The sequence below is a fragment of the Streptomyces sp. NPDC001530 genome, from assembly GCF_042894545.1.
Lineage (GTDB): Bacteria > Actinomycetota > Actinomycetes > Streptomycetales > Streptomycetaceae > Streptomyces.
Window position 1 is genome coordinate 54,671 of record NZ_JBIAVS010000036.1, and the last position, 18,319, is coordinate 72,989.

The following is an 18,319-nucleotide window of genomic DNA, read 5'->3' on the forward strand; positions in this document are numbered from 1 at the left end:
GCCGACCAGGGCGCGCGCCGCGGCGGACGCGCTGATGACCTCGTAGGACCCTTACAACGGCTGGTGGCCCAGCAGTTGGTGGAACTCCGCCGCCACCCTCACCTCCCTCATCGACTTTGCGAGGACTACCGGCAGGCACGACTACGACTGGGCCATCGCGCGCACCTTCGACCAGAACAAGGGCGTCTTCCCCGCCGGTGTACGCAGTTCGGACGCGATCGAGGGCCACTTCATCAGCCGGGCCATCGACGGCGCGGCCTGGTGGGCCATCGCGTGGCTCGACGCGTACGACTACACCGGCGAGGCCCGCTATCTCGACGAGGCCGTGACCATCGCCAACTACGTCCAGCAGTACTGGGATCCCAGCTCCTGCGGCGGTGGCGTGTGGTGGGACCAGGAGCGGACGTACAAGAACGCGGTGACGAACGGGCAGTACCTCTGGCTGACCACCGCCCTGCATCAGCGCATCCCGGGCGACACGGCGTGGCTCCAGCGGGCCAGGACGTCCGCCGCCTGGTACAAGGCCAGCGGGGTGATCAACTCCTCGGGTCCGGTGAACGACGGGCTGGACTCGGCCTGCGCCAACAACGACAGCATCGTGTGGAGTTACAACCAGGGACTGGCCATCGGCGGCTTCACCGAGCTGTGGAAGGTGACCGGGCACAGCTCGCTGCTGACCCTCGCACGCACCCTGGCCGACGCCGCGATCAGCAGCCCGGCGCTGACCCGGGACGGAGTGCTCACCGAGTCCTGTGACATCGGCTCGGCGTCCTGCGACGACAACCAGAAGCAGTTCAAGGGCATCTTCATGCGGCACTTCGCCGACCTCGCGAAGGTCACCGGTTCCAGCACCTACCAGGCCTACATCCAGAAGCAGGCGGACACGCTGTGGGCGCGGGACCGCACCTCCCTCAACCTGCTCGGGCAGCGCTGGGCCGGCACCAGTACCAACCAGACCGACTGGCGCACACACGCGAGTGCCCTCGGAGCGCTCACCGCCGCGTCGGGCTGAACGCAGGGTGGGTGCCGTGCACCTGGGGAAACGGCGGCCTGGTTGCGCTCTCCGGACGCGACCAGGCTGACGGTGAAGCAGTTGCAAGGAACCCACCTGAGGAGCAGGCGATGAGCGCCACCCACACGGACACCGTGAACTGGAACAGCAAGGCCTTCAACGAGATCGTCGCGAACGACGCGGGACGTCCCGTCCTGTTCACCAACGCCCGGGTCCTGACGATGGACCCGCTGATCGGCACCATGACCGGCGCGGACGTCCTGCTCGTGGGCGCCCTGATCGTCGGCGTCGGCCCCGGCATCGTCACCGCGGCGCAGGACGACAACGCCATCGTCGTCGACTGCACGGGCATGACCGTCGTACCGGCCGTCGTGGACACCGTCGCCCTGGTCGGCGGGCGCGGCCACCGCTCCGAGTACGTCGCGACACTGACGCCGGGGAACACCGGCGACCTGCTCGTCGTACCCGACGAGTTCGCCCCCGACGTGGCGAGCGCACAGACCACGCTGCTGACCCGCCCGGAGCAGGTCCGCGCCCTGGTCGCGGGCGGCACGCCCGTCCTCTGGGCCGGCATCGACGCCCCCGGCCCCCCCACCGCGCCCGAGGCGGGCATCCCGGCCGCCCAGGACCTGACCGGCAGCGCGCGGGTCGGCGTCTGGATCGACAAGAACGACTTCCTGCACCAGGAACTCACCGCCGACGGCCGCTACGACGAGACGCGGGGCGGCCGCCCGCACGCCTACGAGGGCCGCTACTGGATCGACGGCGACCGGATCGACTACCTGGACGACCTCGGCTTCTGGGCCTTCGGCGAGTTCCAGCGCGAGGAACTGCACCACGCGGGGTACGTCATGCGGCTGGGCTGACCCCTTCGCCGTACCGGCCATGATCCCTTGATCACACCAGTGAGCTCCGGCCCACCCGCCATGAGGCGGGGGGCCGGAGCTCTTGTCTGTCCGGCGCCGCCGGGTCTCACCGGTTGTGCCGACGGCCCACCAGAGCGGGCAGCGAAAGCAGCGTGCCCAGGACGAGCAGTACGGCGACAACGCGGAGGATCCCGCCGAAGCCCTGTCCGAAGAGGGCGCCCGCCAGCTGTGGGCCCAGGCTTGCGCCGAGGAACATGCTGCACGCGTAAAGGGCGACGCCCGCGCCCCGGGCGTGGGACGCCATCGTGTGGACGATCTCGACGACGGCGGGAGCGGCCGCCGCCACCGCCGCGACGAACACGAGCAACGCCAGGGCGAGGAAGCGGACGTCGCCGCCGAGCGCGGAGCCCGCCGCGACCGCTCCCGCCGCCACGGACATCGCCAGTACGACACGTACCGGCGCCGCCAGGCGGTGCAGGACAGAGGTCAGGAGCGGTACGGCGACGAGGGCCGGCAGAGCACTGGCCCGCAGGGCGAGCAAGGCGGAGTTGTCGCCCGCGACGCCAGGGGGCCCGGCGACGACGACCGCGGTGTAGACGGCCACGAAGGCGACCATGAGCGTGATCGTGGCGAGGTACAGGGCGACGAGGCGCGGCCTGCGCAGGAGCCGGGGTACGGCGGCGAAGGCCTGGAGCAGGCTGGGGGTGGAGTCAGGGGCCGCTGTGGGGCGCAGGATGTGGCGGACCGGCCAGAGGCTCAGCGCGATGAGGGCGGCGCTGAGGACGAAGACCATCCGCCAGCCCAGTCCGGCCGCGACGACCTGAGCGCCGATCTGCATGAGCACCGCGGCGGCCAGCATCCCGCTGGTGACGCAGGTGAGGGCGATTCCTCGACGGTGGAGCGCGATGTGGGCGGCGATGTACGAGAACGCCGAGGGCGCGAACGTGGCCGCGGTGAGTCCTTGCAGGACGCGCAGTGTGACGGCCCAGGTGAGGCTGGGAGCGGCGCTCACCGCCAGCGTGGTGACGGTCGCCCCCATCAAACCGCCGGTGATCACCGTGCGGGGACCGTAGCGGTCGGACAGCGGGCCGGCGATCAGGAACCCCGCCGCGTAGGCGAACCCGAACGCGGTGGCCGTCCATGTCGCCTGTGTCGGGGTGGTGGCCAGGGAGTCGGCCATGGGGGCCAGCATGGCCAGGACGGTGTACATCTGGCCCACGACGAGGATGCCGAGGGTGGTGAGCAGGGCCACGGTGGGGGCCGTGCGGTTGTCGGGCCGCGGTGGTCGGTCGGTCGCGAGGGGTGAGGTGGAGCGGCGGAGGGTCGTGAGGCGGGACATGGGGACTCCGGTTGTGCACGCAGGGCGGTGGTGCCAGGTGCGAGGTGTCGGGATTGGGTGCGGCAGTGGCCGCGTGGGACGGGTGGCCGTCGCGGAACTCACCGAGAACGGCCGACGGGGCGCTCCGATGCTCGGCCGGGGAGCGCCCCACGACTCCGGTCAGCCGGCCGGCGTGTCGAGCACGTAGGTGCGGGAGGCGCTGACCTCGCTGCGCAGTGCGGGGAGGTCCACGTCGAGGACCTGGCCGTTCCACTTGCGGGGTTGGCCGTTGATGAGGACAGCGGTGATGTTGCGGGCGTCGGAGCCCAGCACGAGGGTGCCGATGGGGTCGTTGAGGGGCATGTTGTTGAGGTCCTCGGCCTGGACGACTAGCAGGTCGGCCTTCTTGCCGGGGGTGAGGGAGCCGGTGACGTCGCCGAGGCCGTTGGTCCGCGCACCCTGGAGGGTGGCGAAGTCCAGGACGTCACGCGTGGTGATGCGGGAGAGGTCGCCGCCCGTTCCGTAGGCGGCGTTGACCGCGCGCATCCGCTGGATCGCGAGCAGGGCCCGCATCTGCGTGAACATGTCGCTGGCGAGGGCGACTTCGACGTCGATGCTCAGGCCGGGGCGGATGCCGACGGCGAGCGCCTCGTCGACCGCCGGGATCGCCGTCTCCAGACCGATCTGTGCGTCGGAGGTGGGCGCCAGGGCGACCGTGGTGCCGGACTCCCCCACCGCCTTCCAGGCTTCGGAGGTCAGACCGGTGGCGTGGATGAGAGTGACGTCGGGGCCGAGGATGCCGTCCTTGGCCCAGGACAGAACGGCTTCCGAGGAGGCCGTACCGAAGACGGCATCGACACTGACACCAACGCCCAAGTCGGCTGCGGTGCGGGCGAGTTCGGGGCCGTACGCGAGAACCGGGCCGGCGATCTCATCCGTGGCCAGCGTCGCCAGGCGGAGCGTGAGCAGCTGGTCGTCACTGCTGAAGTGCTCGTCCTTGAGGCGGTTCAGGTCGGCCGGCCACTGGCGGTCCCACTCCCCGAAGTGCGGTCCCATCGAGGCGTGGACGCCGCGGATGCCGGTGTCCCGCAGGGCTTGGATCGCCGCGTCGGAGTGCTCGCGGGTGCGGGAGTTGTGGGAGAAGTCGAGCATGGTGGTGATGCCGCTGTCGATCGCGGTCAGCGCCGCCAGCTTGGTGCCGATGTACATGTCCTCCGGGCGGTAGACCGTCGCGTACCCGGCGAGCGTGGACATCACATAGCCGCCGAGGTCGTCGACGTCGGGCATGATCCGCCGCAACTGGGCTTCCCAGGCGTGCCGGTGGGTGTCGACGAGGCCGGGGGCCAGGATGGTGCCGGAGGCGTCGACGACCACCGCGCCGTCCGCGGTCAGGTTCGGCCCGATCGCGGCGATGGCGTCGCCCTCGACGAGCAGATCGCTGTTGTGCAGGGTGCCCAGTTCCGGGTCCATCGTGACGATGGTCGCTCCGGTGAACAGGATGCGCCGACGCGGATCGGTGGACTGGCGTCGCAGCTGCTCGAGAAGGCCGGCGCTGGTGGTGTCGTCGGTGTTCATGGCGGGTCCCTTTCGGGGGAGGATGAGTCTGGGCCGAATGGCTTCCGGTTCAAGACTCGATCGGTGCCCGCGGGGGAACCAGGCCGCCGTTTCCCTAGGTGCAGCGCACCCAGGACACCGGCACTCGTCAGCCCTGCCCGCCGTCCTTCCCGCACTCCGGGTAGAACTTGCTCAGGCCCGAGCGGGGCAGGCCGCTCGGGGTTCTCTCGTAGGCGTCGACGGTGTACTTCGCCGTGGCCGCGGTCGCGTCGGCGAGTCCCGCATCCTCGCTGCCGAGGCGGGCCTCTCTCTGATACACGCCGTCGCCGGAGTAGGAGAACACCGCCAGGTCGGGGAAGGAGTCGTGATCGTAGTCGGCCACGGCGATGCCGCGTGTCTCGCCTAGGTCGAGATTCCGGGTGCGCTGTCCCCCGCCCGAGGCCGAGAAGGGCCCTGACACCACCTTGGCCACGGTCGGCTTGATCGCATCGTCTCCCTGGTTCTGCCCGGTGGCCACGACGACCAGGTCGCTCCACCCGTCGCCGTCGAAGTCGGCCACCGCCCCCAGCACGTCCTTCTCCCCGCCACCGGAGCCGCCGACCAGCTTCCGTATCCCGACCGGAGTGCCGAAGCCCGCCTTCTCGCCGAACGCGACGGTCAGGCGGGCACCGGTGTGGGAGGGGTCGGAGACCCGGTCCGTTCGAGCATCTCCGTCGATGTCGGCCAGCAGGTCGCCCGACGACGACACGCAGGACGCGACCGAGGAGCTGCCCGTGGGACGTGGAGGCGCAGCTCCGACGGACTCACCGCAGGCTCCGAGCAGTGCCGTCGCTGTCGCCAAGACCGCCGCCTGCCTGAACAGCTGGCCACGCCCCCTCGGACGACTCATGGTTCGCATCACTGGGACAAGCGCCTTTCGGACAGCGGGAGATGATCGACTCAGGTTCCGAGCGTAGGCGGTGCCTCCCGGTACAGGACGAGGTGCTCGTGGAAGAGCACCCCGTCCCGGACGTCACCGGTGGCGGTGAAGCCGGTGTCGTCGACGTAGTCGATGTGGTTGCCGGTGATGGTGTAGCTGCCGGTGTAGGCGCTCTGCCGGTTGCCGCGGGCCTCGTCGTAGCGGCCGTTCGCGAGGAGTTCCTGACGGATGTGGCCGTCCGCCGTGACCCACATGCCGACGAAGGGGTGAGGTGCTGCGTTCGTGTTCATGGCTCCACGGTCGCGACCCGGCGTACGGGAAACCAGGCCGCGACGTTCTCAGGAGCCGCGTTCCTGGGAGTCTGGCACCCACCCGGGTGGCGGCGGAGGCACTGCCGGCCACACCGTTCAGTTCGCCGCGTTCATCAGGTCGAGTGCGCTCTGCTGGCGGGCGGCGTCCGTGGAGTCGATCGGCCCGGCCCAGTGCAGTCCGTACGCGTCGAGGGCGTTGCGGTCGTTGGCGTAGGCGGAGTCGGCCTGCCGTGCGATGTACGACGTGTAAGGGCGGTCGGACAACTGGGAGTTGAAGGTGCTCAGCCCACGGATGTAGGCGCCCTTGAAGGAGGGCCCGTCGCCTCCGCAGCCGTTCGTCTCGCACGGCTCGCGCAGGATTCCGCCGGAGTTCAGCGAGGTGGAGGTGGTCGAGGCGTCACCGATCTGACGGCCGGTGGTCAGCAGAGCCGGGTCCCCCGTCGCGCGGTACAGCTCGGCCAGTCCGCCGAGGAGGACACCCTGGTTGTACGACCATGCCGTGGACCCGTTGTTGCCGCAGGTCGACAGGTCGATGCCGTCGTTGACCAGATGGGAGCTGTTGATCATGCCGGTGCCCTTGAACCAGGACCACTCGGCGTTGGCCCGGCCGAGGTAGACCGTGTCGCCGGGGATCCGGTTGTGCAGGGCGGCATTCAGCTCCAGGTAGAGGGAGTTGGCGATCGCGTTCTTGTACGTCTTCGCCGTGCTCCACCACACCCCGCCGTCGCACGTCGAGTCCCAGTACTGCGCCATGTAGTCGGCGTCGGCGCGGGCGGTGTTCAGGTAGCGGCTGTCCCCGGTCAGGTCGTACGCGGCGACCCAGGCGAGCCCCCACCACCCCGTGTCGTCGATGTAGTCGTTGCGGAACTGGCCGCCCTGGGCGTTCAGTTGGCGGTCGTAGGTGTTGGCGATGGCGTATTTGTAGCTGGGCATTCCGGTGACGCGGATGTTGTCGATGATCGCGGTGAGGGCGTTGGCGGAGTTCCACCACCCGGTGGTGTCGAACAGGCCGGTGGAGTTGTTGTACGACTGCATCAGCGCGGTGGCGGCCGCCGTGGACCGGCTCCACGCGTTCCAGGTGGTACGGGCCCATGCCGTACAGGCGATCTCGGCCCGGTCCCCCGCCTTGCCGCAGGCGCGCAGTGCTCCGACGCCGTTGTTGTTCCAGTCGTCGACGTTGTACATCAGGGTGCGCCAACCCCGTTGCCCCGAGGGGATGGTGGTGTCGCCGAGCTTGCTGCCCGAGCTCCAGGTGCGGCCGCCGTCGAAGGAGCGGTCGAGCCAGACCTCGTCCCCCGGACTGCCGTTGGTGATCGAGGCCCAGCCCATCGCGTCGGTGTCGTCGAAGTGCAGGGTGAGGGTGCGGGAGTAGATGGTGGCGGTGACCGGTTGCCGGTCCCCCGGGGACAGGGCCGGGTCACGGGCGTCGCAGTACTTGTTGCAGATCGTCGCCTCGGCGTCGGCAACAGCGGCGGTCGCGACGCCGGTGGTGACCGGGACGAGGAGGGCGAGGGCCGCGATCAGGCCGGTCCCGATTCTTCGGATGTGTCTTGCCGTTGGGTTCATGCCGGCTCCATGGGCGTGGGGGGTGACGGCCGGACGGACCCGGTCATCCGCAGCTATGGAAACGTAACCATCGTGAAGATCCCACCGCTTCGACAGGAAGTCAATGGTCCATACCAAATCGGCCGCTGGGGGCAACCACGGAGAACTACTGGGGCTGCGCGGGCCGTTGACGCCTCCGATGGACAGTGGCAACGTTTCCATTCGCCGTACTCCCGCACGGCCCGTGCGGGCAGCGGCGCTCTGAATGGAGGCGTTCCGATGCGCTTGAATCCCTCACGCCGGGCGCTGGTCGGCGGCGGCATCGCCGCGATGGCCACGATGACCGGGACGTCCGCCTCGGCCGCATCCGCGGGTGAGGCCCAGCCGCCCGACCGCTCACGGGCGTTGTCACGCGCCATCGCCGCCTACACCGCACTGAAGAGACACCTCGACGCCCAGGACGGCTCCGGACTGGTCCGCGAGCAGTACCCGGCCGCTGCCTCGGACCACGCGTACTCCTACGAATGGCCCTACTCCCAGGTGCACATCGCCGCGCTCGACCTCGCGGCGGTCGACGCCCGGTACAAGGCGGAGTTGACCGAGCGGGCGAAGGCGCAGGAGCACTACTGGAACGCCGGTGGCGGCACGACCGAGCTGCCGGGATACGACTCCTACCCTCGCGCCCCCTACGGTTCGGGCGGTGACATGTTCTACGACGACAACGAGTGGGTGGGCCTGGCGAAGGTCCAACTCCACCTGCAGACCGGGGATTCGGCGGCCCTGGACCGGGCCAGGGAGATCTTCGACCTCGTCAAGTCCGGTTGGGACACCGACTCCACGCATGCCGCTCCCGGCGGTGTCTTCTGGACCCAGGCGAACTGGAGCCAGGACCGCAACACCGTCTCGAACATGCCGGGCGCCCAACTCGCGCTGCGCCTGCACCAGATCACCGGTGAGGAAGGCTATCTGGACTGGGCGAGACGGTTCTACGACTGGACGAACACGTATCTGCAGAGTCCCGGTGGTCTGTACTGGGACCATCTCGACCTGAAGGGGACGATCGAGAAGACCGTCTGGTCGTACAACCAAGGTGTGCCGGTCGGCGTCAACGTCCTCCTCTACCAGGCGACCGGCGACCGCACGTATCTGCGCCGGGCCGAGCGGATCGCCGAGGCGGCCTACACCTACTACGTCATGCAGGGACGGCTGTACACCCAGCCGGTGTTCTTCAACTCGATCTTCTTCAAGAACCTGCTGCTCCTGGAGTCGGTGACCGGGAGCGGCAAGTACCACCGGGCGATGGCGGATTACGCGGACGAGATCTGGTCCACGATGCGCGACCCCGGCACCGGCCTGGTGCACTTCAACGCGTCCGGCGGCACCGAGGCGCTCCAGCAGGCGGCCTTCGCCCAGCTCTACACCGTGCTCGCGTGGCCGCGCGAGCTGTGGCCGACGCTCTACTGAGCCCCTATGGCGGAGGCATCTCCCCCGTGCCACGGGCGATCAACTGCATAGGCAGCACGGTCCGTTGGGAGGGGGCGTCCGCGCCGTTGATGCGGTCGATCAGCAGATGGGCGGCGCGGCGGCCGAGTTCCTCGACGTCCGAGGTCACCACTGTGACCGGGGTGGGGAGCATGTCGGCGAGCTTGAAGTCGTCGAAGCCCACGACGGCGATAGGGGTGTGCAGTTGCTGGCTCGCCCGTAGGACGCCCTCGGTGAGGAAGCCCGTGGTCGAGAAGATCGCCGTCGGCGGGTGCGGCGAGGTGAGCAGGGTGTGGGTGGCGGCGGCGGCCTCTTCCGTGGTGCCGCGCCGCAGGGTGACGACCAGTGTTTCGTCGGCGTCGATGCCGCTCTGCCGCAGGGCCTTGCGGTATCCGCGCAGCCGGCGGCCGGTGGTGTAGTAGGAGGGGGCGACGAGGATCGCGATCCGGCGGTGGCCGTGGTCGATGAGGTGCTGTGTCGCCGTGCGTCCCCCGCCCTCGTTGTCGACGAGGACGACGTCGGCCTCGGCTCCGGTGGCGGGCCGGTCCACGAAGACGATGGGTACCTGGTCGTGGCCGTTGACCTCCTCCAGAAAGGCGTGGTCGCCCTGGTCGGGCACGATGATGAGTCCTGCCACGCGTCGCCCGATCAGCTCGCCCACGGCACGGCGTTCGACCTTCGGGTCCTCGTCGGCGGTGCTGAGGAGAACCGCGTAACCGGCGTCGGCCGCCACCTCGACGGCCGCCTTCGCGAGGGAGGCGTAGAACGGGTTGGTCAGGTCGCCGAGCAGCAGGCCGATGGTCATCGAGTTCTGCCCGGGGCGCAGGGAACGCGCGATCTCGTTGCGCTGGTACCCGATCTCGCTGATCGCCGCGTTCACACGGTCGACCGTCTCCTCGCGGACCGTTCCGATGCCGTTGACGACGCGGGACACGGTGACGAGGGCGACTCCGGCCCGCTCTGCGACATCGCGCATCGTCGGCCTGGTGCTCTGGCGCTGCGAGGGACGACTGCTCACGTGGGGTGGAGACCAACTTTCATTACGTGTCGCGGCCACCTGGGAGGGTGCCGCGCGGGCCTGACCGGGCGAACGCCCTCAGGATACGTTTCCGGTCCCGTCGTACGCCCCGTCGGCGGGCACCCTGCCCGCCGACCGCAAGCGCAGACGCATCGGAGCGGAGCACCTAACTGTTGCTCTTGATCACATCGTTGATCTTGTCGGCCATGGTCTGCAGATCGGACAGCGGCTTCTTGCCCTGGAGGATGTCGGGCCAGTACGCCGTGACCAGGTCGCTCGCCTGACTGGCCCACTGGGTGGTGAAGCGCACGCCGATAGTGGACGTGGCCTGGAGATCCGTCTTGACCGTGGCGGCGACGGTCGTCTGCCCCGCCTTGTCGAGGGCGTCGAAGTACGAGTCCTGAGCGGCGGTGTACGCCGGCACCGCTACGGGCGAGTCGGGGAGCACCTTGGTCCACACCGTGGAGTCGAGGTACTTCAGGACCTTGAAGGTGGCGTCCGCGTTCTTGGTGTACGAGGGGGTGCAGATGCCCACGGCGTCGTACAGTGTGGCCGGCTTGTCGACCTGCGGCAGCGGCGCGAACCCGTACTTGATCTTCGGTTTGTCCGTGAGGAAGCCGGCGGCCAGCCACTGACCGCTCCAGAGCATGGGGATCTCCCCCGCGGCGAACAGCGACTGCTGGCTGGAGATGTCATAGCCGGGAGGCGCTACGGCCCCGCTCTTGATCCCCGCCACGAGCTTGCCGACGCCCTCGGTGTACTTGGCGTCGACGGTGACCTTGGTCGGGTGGTGGACGTCGTCGGTGAAGGGTGCGCCGCCCGCGGACTGGGAGTAGAGGCTGAGGCTGAACGGGGCGTCCAGGGCCGTCATGGCGTCGGCGACCAGGCCGTACTTGGCGCCCTTCTCGTGCAGCTTGGTGGCGGCGTCGTACATCTGGTCCCAGGTCCAGCCGGCCTCCGGGAGCGGTATGCCGGCGGCCTTGAAGGCGTCGACGTCGTACCAGATGCCGTACGTGTTCATCAGCGAGGGGACGCCGCCGATCTTGCCGTCGGCGGTCGTCCAGTTCTTCATGGCGGTGGCGTCGAAACTGCCGGTGCCGAAGTCGCCGGAATCGGAGAGCTTCGAGGACCAGTCGGTGAGCAGCCCCTGTCCGGTGTACTGCTGCTCGGTGTCGTTGCCGCACCAGAACAGGTCCGGGAGTTTCTGCGCCTGGGTCAGCGCCGAGAGCTTGTCGCTGTAGTTGCCGTTGGGTGTGTCGACGCGCTTGACCGTGATGTCGGGGTCCTTGAAACCGGCCAGGGCCTGGTCGATGAGCTTGTTGGTCGCGTTCGACTCCCAGGTCATCACGGTGACCGTGGTCTTGCCGCCGGACTCCTGTCCCGAGGAGCCGCCGCAGGCCGAGGTGGCCAGTAGTCCGCCTGCCGCCAGCAGCGCTCCGGCGGCATGGAGTGTTCGTTTCAACGTGCCCTCCTGGTACGTGGGTTGGGTCGGCTGACGTGGTGCGGGTCAGCGCTGGTTGACGGTGCCCAGAGCGCTCAGGCCTTGGATGAAGTAGCGCTGGGCCACGAAGAACACGGCCAGTGGGGGCAGCATGTAGAGCAGGTTGGTGGCCATGAAGAGGTTCCAGTCCGGGGTCTGACCGGCGAACGGGGCGACGAAGGAGGCCATGCCGACGCTCAGCGGCCACTTCTCCGACGAGTACAGATAGATCAGCGGGTTGAGATAGTCGTTCCAGGACATCTGGAAGGCCAGGATGGCCATCGTGATCCAGGCCGGGCGGGTGATGGGCAGCATGACGCTCACGAAGATCCGGAAGTGTCCCGCGCCGTCGACCTTCGCGGCCTCGTCGATGGAGTAGGGAATCGACAGGAAGTACTGGCGGGCGAGGAAGATGAACAGCGGATTGCCGCCCAGCCAGGCCGGCACGATCAGCGGCAGCCAGGTGTCGTACCAGCCGATGTCCTTGAACAGCTGGAACAACGGGATGATGCCGACCACCGGCGGCAGGAGCATGCTGCCGACGAAGACGTAGAAGAGGACCCTCCGGCCGGGGAAGCGGAGCCGGGCCAGGGCGTATCCCGCCATCATCGAGGTCATCACCCCGCCGATCACCGAAAGACCGGTGATGACAACGGAGTTGATCAGCAGCCGCGGGAAGTGGATCGCCTTCGGTCCGTCGATGAAGTTCTCGAAGTGGAACTCGTGGGGCAGCAGTTTCGGCGGCACCTCGAAGACGGCCGAAGGGCCTTTGAGGGCGACGGTGAGCATCCACAGGATGGGCAGGATCATCACCGAGCTGATCAGCAGCGCGACGGCGTACCAGGACGCGGTGCGTGCGACCTTGCCGGGCGGCCGACCCGCACCCGTGGTGGTGGGCGACTGGGAAGCCGCTGCCGGCGGCGTCGTCTTCATGACGTCAGGAGACGTGGTCACTGTAGGTCCAAATCGAGGAGAAGCGAGCGGTGGCGGCGATCAGGACGACGATGACGAGGAAGAGGACCCACACCTGGGCGGAGGCGTAACCGAGTTGGGCGACCCGGCCGAGCCCGGGGAAGCCGTTGGTGTAGATCGACAGCATCAGCACCCTGGTGCTGAACCCCGGCCCGCCCATGCCGTCCGCCGAGAGGATCTTCGGCTGGTTGAAGGCCTGGAGGGCGGTCACCATCTGCAGGACGACCTGAAGCACCATGATCGGGCTGATCAGCGGCAGGGTGATCCGGAAGAACACCGTCCTGGGTCCGGCACCGTCGAGCCGGGCCGCTTCGTAGAGCTCGGTCGGCACCGCCTGGAGCGCGGCCAGGAAGATGACCATGGTCGAGCCGACGCTCCACAGCATGACGATCACGATCGAGGGCATCGCCGAGTTGTCGCCGGACAGCCACTCGCTCGTGGGCAGGTGAAGCCATGTCAACACCTGGTTGGCCAGGCCGACTTGGGGATTGAAGACGAACTTCCACAGCGTGATCGTGGCGACCACCGGCAGTACGACGGGCAGGTAGCACAACGTGCGCAGCAGGCTGACCCCACGCATCCGCTGGTTGCAGAAGACGGCCAGGGCAAGCCCGATGGCCAGCGACAGCGGTACGTACAGGACGACCAGCAGCAGGGTGGCGCGCACCGAGGGCCAGAACGACGGATCGGTGGTGAACATCCGCCGGAAGTTGTCGAAGCCGACGAACTCCGGGTCCGACAGGCCGTTGTACTGCGTCAGCGCGAAGTACGCCGACCGGATCAGCGGGTAGACAACGAACACCGTGAAACCGATGAGGGCCGGCGCCAGGAACACATACGCGGCCCGGGCGTCCGATCCGAGCTTTCTGCGCCGCGATCGCGGAGGAGCTGTCACACGCGTTCACCTTCTCCCTCCGGGGAGTTGTCGATGGCTCAGTCCTGGACGGGCTCGCCGGTCTGGTGGTCGCCAGCTCCCTCAAGGTAACGTTTCCATTCCCCGTTGATCACACCGTGGCCCAGGTCACAGGAGGAGTCAAGAGGCGTGATGGTAACGTTTCCCATTCCCGAATCTCCTCCCCCTTGGGGCGTTCCGGAGTCCCTGAGGACACTCGGAAGAAAGCTCGCCACCGAACTGCGGGGCACCGGCCCGGCCGCGGACATCGTCGAGAACTGTCTGACCAACACCTGGACCACGTCGATGAGTTGGGGACCTTCTGCGGCCCCTCACGCACCGGAGGCCTTCGTCAGGACCGGCGACATCCCGGCGATGTGGTTGCGTGACAGCACCGCCCAGATGCGCCCCTACCTGGCCCTGGCCACGGATCCCGAGATCGGCGATGTCCTGGTCGGCGTATCGCGGCGCCAGATCCGCTACGTCCTGCTGGACCCGTACGCGAACGCCTTCAACGACGGCCCCACCGACGCACACGGCGAGCCCACCGACCTTCCCGCGCCCGGGAGTTGGGTCTGGGAGCGCAAGTACGAACTCGACTCGCTGTGTGCGCCGCTGCAGTTGGCGTACGCGATCTGGCGGGCGACCGGTCGCGTGGACCACCTCGACGACGACTTCCGCCGGGCCGCGTGGACGATCGTACGGATCTGGCGTGTCGAGCAAAAGCACGAGCAGTCGCCGTATCGCTTCGTCCGGCCCTCCGGCCCCTACTCGGGGGACACACTTCCGCTCGACGGCCGGGGCGCGCCGGTGGCCTGGACCGGCATGACGTGGTCGGGCTTCCGGCCGAGCGACGACCGCTGCGCGTACGGCTACCTGGTGCCGGCCAACGCGCTGGCGTCGACGTCCCTGCACGGTCTGGCCGTGCTGGCCAAGTCCGTCCTCCACGACACCGACCTCGCCCGGACGTCCCTGCGGCTGGCGGACGAGATCGACGCGGGAATCCTCGCGAGCGCGGTGGTCGAGGCGGGCGGCGCGTCCGTGCTGGCGTACGAGGTGGACGGCCGGGGGCAGGTCCTGCTGGGCGACGACGCCAACCTCCCCAGCCTGCTGAGCCTCCCCCTCAGCGGCTGGTGCGCCCAGGACGACCCGCTGTATCTGTCCACGCGGCGGCTTGTGCTGTCCGACGCCAACTCCTCCTACTTCACCGGCAGGTTCGCGTCCGGAGTGGGCAGTGCGCACACCCCGGACGAACACGTCTGGCCGCTGGCGATCGCCGTCGCCGGGCTGACCGGCGACGAGGACGAGGCGGAGCGGGCCCTGGCCACACTGGCGGGCACCACCGCCGGCACCGGGCTGATGCACGAGAGCTTCCATGTCGACGACCCTGGCCGGTTCACCCGGGAGTGGTTCGGCTGGGCCAATGCCATGTTCTGCGAACTCGCCCTGGAGCTGTGCGGGATCGGCGTGCGCCATCTCTATCCCCGACATCCGCGCGTCCCTCCTGCTGTCAGCTGAGGAGCGCATGGGGCTTCGAGCAGTTCGGTGGCTCGGGTTCAGGCACGCCCACCGAAATGCCACCTCCCTTGGCCCACCCGGTAGACGACGAACTCCGCGTCGGTACGCACATGTTCGGCGCCCTCGGGTGCCAGCACCTCGGCGCGGTTCGTTCCCGGGACGTGCACCTCCGCGGTCGAGCCCACCGGCACCTGGACGTCGAGGCGCAGGTCGCTCTCCAGCCGTGACCAGGACACCGCCGCCTTCCCCCGAACGGTACGGATCGACGTCTGGGCCCAGTTCACCCCCGTACGGGCGTCGGGCCGTACGGTGAACGTGGCGTAGCCGGCGTCACCCGGGCGCAGTCCCGCCACGTTCTCGTAGAGCCACTGGGCCACGGTGCCCTGGAAGTAGTGGTCGCGGGACCGGGAGTCCAGTGGCCACATCTCCCACATGGTGTCGGCGCCGTTGTCATGCCAGTAGCCCCAGCTCGGATAGGTGCGCTGGGTCGCGATGGCGTGCGCCGCTTCCGGTCGGCCGTACGCGCACAGCACGCGCAGCAGCACACTCGTGCCCAGCGCACCGGTGTTGAGATGGTTGCCCCGCTGTTCGATGTCACGCACCAGGCTGTCGACGACCGAGGCACGTGCGCCGGGCGGCACGAGACCGAACGCGAGGGGGATCGCGTTGGACGTCTGCCGGTACCCCGGATCCTTGGCGGTCCGGTAATACCCGTCGGGCCCGAGGAACTCCGCGTTGAACGCGTCCCGGAGCTTCTCCGCAGCCTCCCGGTACCGCTTGACGACATCGTCGGCGTGCAGCACCTCGCCCATCTCTGCGGTGTGCAGCAGGGCGCGGTGGAGGTAGGCGGTGGCCGTGAGCCGCGTGTCCTCCGGGGGATTGCCTCCGTAGCCGGGCGGGAGGTAGTCGCCGAGTGCCGTGGCGGCGAGACCGCCCTGCAGCCGGGACAGTTCCCAGTCCAGGTAGCGGGTCAGCGGCTCCCAGTGCGTACGGGCCGCTCGCTCGTCCCCGTAGACCCGGTAGAACTCGCGGATGACGAAGGGATACACCGTCGTCCACTCGGGCGAGGGCCCCAACTCGCCGTACCCCCAGCCGCCGCTGGGCACGATCACGGGCAACTGCCCCTTGTCGGTCTGGCTGTCGGCGAGGTCGTCCAGCCACTTGGACAGCAGGCGGTGCATGTCGAAGGCGTACGTCATCACCGGCGTGCCCAGCTGGGCGTCGCCGGTCCAGCCGTTCTTCTCGTACATGGGGGTGTCGGTCGGGATGCCGTGCATGTTGTTCAGCACCGTGCGCCGCATGGCCTGGTCCAGCCACTCGTAGAAGGGTTCCGAACAGGCGAAGGAACTGACCTCGGTCAGGCGGGTGTGCACCAGCCGCCCCAGGACCTGCCGAGGTTCGGGTGCACTGGGCAGACCGCTGATCTCCACGTAGCGGAATCCCTTGTACGAGAATCTGGGCTCCCAGCTCTCCCGGTCGCGACCCGCGCAGTTGTACTCGTCGCGCTGGAATCGTCCGGGAACGTGCGAGGTCTCGGCCGACACGCTTCCGTCGGCTTTGAGCTTCTCGCCGTAGGTGAGGCGGATCTCGGTCCCTGCCGGGATGTTCTCGACGGTGAGCCGCGCCCAGCCGGCAATGGTCCGTCCCATGTCGACGAGATGGACGCCCGGGCGGGTCTCCGTGATCGCGGTCGGCTGGACGGTGTCGATGACCTCGATGGGGTCGTGCGGCTGTGCGCGCAGCCGTCCCTTGGGGGCTTGCTGGAGTTCGGCCGGTTGCCAGGCGGAGTCGTCGAAGCCCGGTCTGGTCCATGCCCCGGGTTCTCGTCGGGCGTCGTAAGTCTCCCCCGCGTAGAGGGAGTTGGAGAGTGTCGGCCCGTCCGTGATCCGCCAGCCCTCGTCCGTCACGAGCGTCGTGCGGGAGCCGTCCGGGTGCTCGACCTCCAGTTGGGCGATGACCCGCGGTTCCGCATGCCAGGGTGGTTGGTGCCAGTTCCAGACGTTCGGGGTGGTCATGCCGAAGAACCCGCGGCCGAGCGTGACACCGATGGCGTTGGTGCCGCGGCGCAGCAGGTCCGTGATGTCGTGGACGGCGTAGAGCACCGTCTCGTCGTAGTCGGTGAACCCCGGGTCCAGGACCTGACGCCCGACCTTGCGCCCGTTGATCTCCGCCTCGTAGTAGGCCAGTCCGCTGATGTAGAGGCGGGCGCGCGTGATGCGTTTGGGGATCGTGAACTCCCTGCGCAGCAGCGGCGCCGGCCGTTCCGTCACGGCGACACCGACACCGGTGCCCCAGGGTCCCTGACCGTAAGGGGCGAGTACGGCAGCCTCGGCCCACGCGGAGTCGTCGAAGTCCCGTTCCTGCCAGCCCTGTTGCTCCGACTCGGCCGCGCGCCATCCGGTGCCGGTGGAGAGCTCGTGGGTCTGGCCGTCGGCCGTCTCCACAATCAGGCGGACCAGCAGGCCCGCGGGGTTCACAGAGGGGCCCGGGCGGTTGGTGGCGAGGGCCGCGAGGACCACCCGGCCTCCGTCGGTGACCGCGTCCCGGACCAGGCTGGTGACCTCGGCCGTACGTCCGATGCGCCAGCCGTCCTGTTGCTGCGGCGCCTCAACTGCCGTACGGCCATGGAGATACAGGGTGAAGTCGTCGTCCGCCGTGGCCACGACGGTGGCCTTCGCGATCTCGGTTCCGGCGGGCAGATCGAGGCCGGCCCGGAACCAGCGGGGCCCGGCCGGGGCGTCCGAGGTGGTCGCTCCCGGAGACCAGATCCACGAGGCGCCGGCGAAGTCCGGAGGGCGGGAAGCGGTGGCGCCGATCCAGCGTGCGCGCCACTCCTCGGCTGACAACGTTGTCTCCCACGAGCGCGATTCACTCCAGCCGGACGACTTCCCGTGACCGTCCCAGACCTGGACGCGCCATAGGTACCGGGTGCGCGGCTCGAGCGGGGGGCCGCCGTAGGGGACGCCGACACTGTGGGCGGATTCCACTCGGCCGGAGTCCCAGACGAGGGAGTGCTTCCAACCGCCCCGCTCGGTCGTCACTTGAATGCGGTAGGCGGTCTGGCGCGCGCCTCTCCCCTGGGCCGACAGCTCCCACGCGAGTCGTGGGCGAGCGACCTCTGTACCGAGGACGTCCTCTTTGTGCTCCACGGTGGTGCGCGTGATGCGCAGATCGTTGCCAACTCCGTCACCTCCGTCACGGGAGGGACCCTCACCCCAGGCGAGGGGCGCGGCCGCGAGCGCGGGGATGCCTAACCCCGCCGTACCGACAGTGCTCCACAGGAAGGACCTGCGATCCCATCGTCGAGCCATGGTCACCCCTCGATCGTTGTGTCGTCCCGACAGGCCAATGGTCTTGAAACGATTCAACCGCCTCGTTCTTGGATCCTATGCAGGCGCTGTGCCCCGCTACAAGGGGCGTGCAGGCGATCAG

14 protein-coding genes are annotated in these 18,319 nt (G+C 68.8%); 4 read left to right on the forward strand and 10 right to left on the reverse strand.

What is annotated here, in order from left to right:
• Positions 1-109: 109 nt before the first annotated feature.
• Positions 110-1,012, forward strand: a complete 903-nt coding sequence (locus tag ACFY0T_RS45765; RefSeq protein ID WP_388884507.1) for a glycoside hydrolase family 76 protein — start codon at positions 110-112, stop codon at positions 1,010-1,012.
• Between the two features lie 110 nt (positions 1,013-1,122).
• Positions 1,123-1,878, forward strand: coding sequence for an Atu4866 domain-containing protein (locus ACFY0T_RS45770; RefSeq protein ID WP_388884484.1), 756 nt, complete (start codon positions 1,123-1,125; stop codon positions 1,876-1,878).
• 106 nt (positions 1,879-1,984) lie between these two features.
• Here the strand turns inward: ACFY0T_RS45770 and ACFY0T_RS45775 are convergent, their stop codons facing one another.
• The 5 genes from ACFY0T_RS45775 to ACFY0T_RS45795 all read right to left on the reverse strand — a co-directional run bounded on the left by ACFY0T_RS45775 (position 1,985) and on the right by ACFY0T_RS45795 (position 7,546).
• On the reverse strand, positions 1,985-3,217 hold the full coding sequence (locus tag ACFY0T_RS45775) for an MFS transporter (RefSeq protein ID WP_388884485.1): 1,233 nt from the start codon (positions 3,215-3,217) through the stop codon (positions 1,985-1,987).
• Between the two features lie 159 nt (positions 3,218-3,376).
• Positions 3,377-4,771 carry an amidohydrolase family protein gene (locus ACFY0T_RS45780; protein WP_388884486.1) on the reverse strand — a complete coding sequence of 465 codons (1,395 nt, stop codon included), beginning with the start codon at positions 4,769-4,771 and terminating at the stop codon, positions 3,377-3,379.
• A 127-nt stretch (positions 4,772-4,898) separates the two neighbouring features.
• Complete coding sequence (locus ACFY0T_RS45785; RefSeq protein WP_388884487.1) at positions 4,899-5,591, reverse strand: FG-GAP repeat domain-containing protein; 693 nt, start codon at positions 5,589-5,591, stop codon at positions 4,899-4,901.
• Between the two features lie 98 nt (positions 5,592-5,689).
• Complete coding sequence (locus tag ACFY0T_RS45790; RefSeq protein WP_388884488.1) at positions 5,690-5,959, reverse strand: Atu4866 domain-containing protein; 270 nt, start codon at positions 5,957-5,959, stop codon at positions 5,690-5,692.
• A 117-nt stretch (positions 5,960-6,076) separates the two neighbouring features.
• Positions 6,077-7,546 carry a glycoside hydrolase family 76 protein gene (locus ACFY0T_RS45795; RefSeq protein WP_388884489.1) on the reverse strand — a complete coding sequence of 490 codons (1,470 nt, stop codon included), beginning with the start codon at positions 7,544-7,546 and terminating at the stop codon, positions 6,077-6,079.
• A gap of 258 nt (positions 7,547-7,804) precedes the next feature.
• Here ACFY0T_RS45795 and ACFY0T_RS45800 point away from each other — a divergent pair, with 258 nt between their 5' ends.
• The gene (locus ACFY0T_RS45800) at positions 7,805-8,989 is read left to right on the forward strand and encodes a glycoside hydrolase family 76 protein (RefSeq protein ID WP_388884490.1); all 1,185 of its coding nucleotides are present in this window, start codon (positions 7,805-7,807) and stop codon (positions 8,987-8,989) included.
• A gap of 4 nt (positions 8,990-8,993) precedes the next feature.
• Here ACFY0T_RS45800 and ACFY0T_RS45805 read toward each other — a convergent pair whose 3' ends face one another.
• From ACFY0T_RS45805 to ACFY0T_RS45820, 4 genes are all read right to left on the reverse strand, one after another.
• Entirely contained in the window at positions 8,994-9,983 is a 990-nt protein-coding gene (locus ACFY0T_RS45805; RefSeq protein ID WP_388884491.1) for a LacI family DNA-binding transcriptional regulator, read from the reverse strand.
• 208 nt (positions 9,984-10,191) lie between these two features.
• On the reverse strand, positions 10,192-11,487 hold the full coding sequence (locus ACFY0T_RS45810; protein ID WP_388884492.1) for an extracellular solute-binding protein: 1,296 nt from the start codon (positions 11,485-11,487) through the stop codon (positions 10,192-10,194).
• Between the two features lie 45 nt (positions 11,488-11,532).
• Positions 11,533-12,438: a carbohydrate ABC transporter permease gene (locus ACFY0T_RS45815; RefSeq protein WP_388884493.1), complete on the reverse strand. Its 906-nt coding sequence runs from the start codon at positions 12,436-12,438 to the stop codon at positions 11,533-11,535.
• A gap of 4 nt (positions 12,439-12,442) precedes the next feature.
• A complete protein-coding gene (locus ACFY0T_RS45820; RefSeq protein WP_388884494.1) occupies positions 12,443-13,372 on the reverse strand; it encodes a carbohydrate ABC transporter permease in 930 nt (309 codons plus the stop codon).
• 150 nt (positions 13,373-13,522) lie between these two features.
• On the opposite strand from ACFY0T_RS45820, the gene ACFY0T_RS45825 reads away from it, so the two are divergent.
• Positions 13,523-14,887, forward strand: a complete 1,365-nt coding sequence (locus ACFY0T_RS45825) for a glycoside hydrolase family 125 protein (protein WP_388884508.1) — start codon at positions 13,523-13,525, stop codon at positions 14,885-14,887.
• A gap of 38 nt (positions 14,888-14,925) precedes the next feature.
• On the opposite strand, the gene ACFY0T_RS45830 is transcribed toward ACFY0T_RS45825, so the two are convergent.
• Positions 14,926-18,198 carry a family 78 glycoside hydrolase catalytic domain gene (locus ACFY0T_RS45830; protein WP_388884495.1) on the reverse strand — a complete coding sequence of 1,091 codons (3,273 nt, stop codon included), beginning with the start codon at positions 18,196-18,198 and terminating at the stop codon, positions 14,926-14,928.
• Positions 18,199-18,319: the final 121 nt, after the last annotated feature.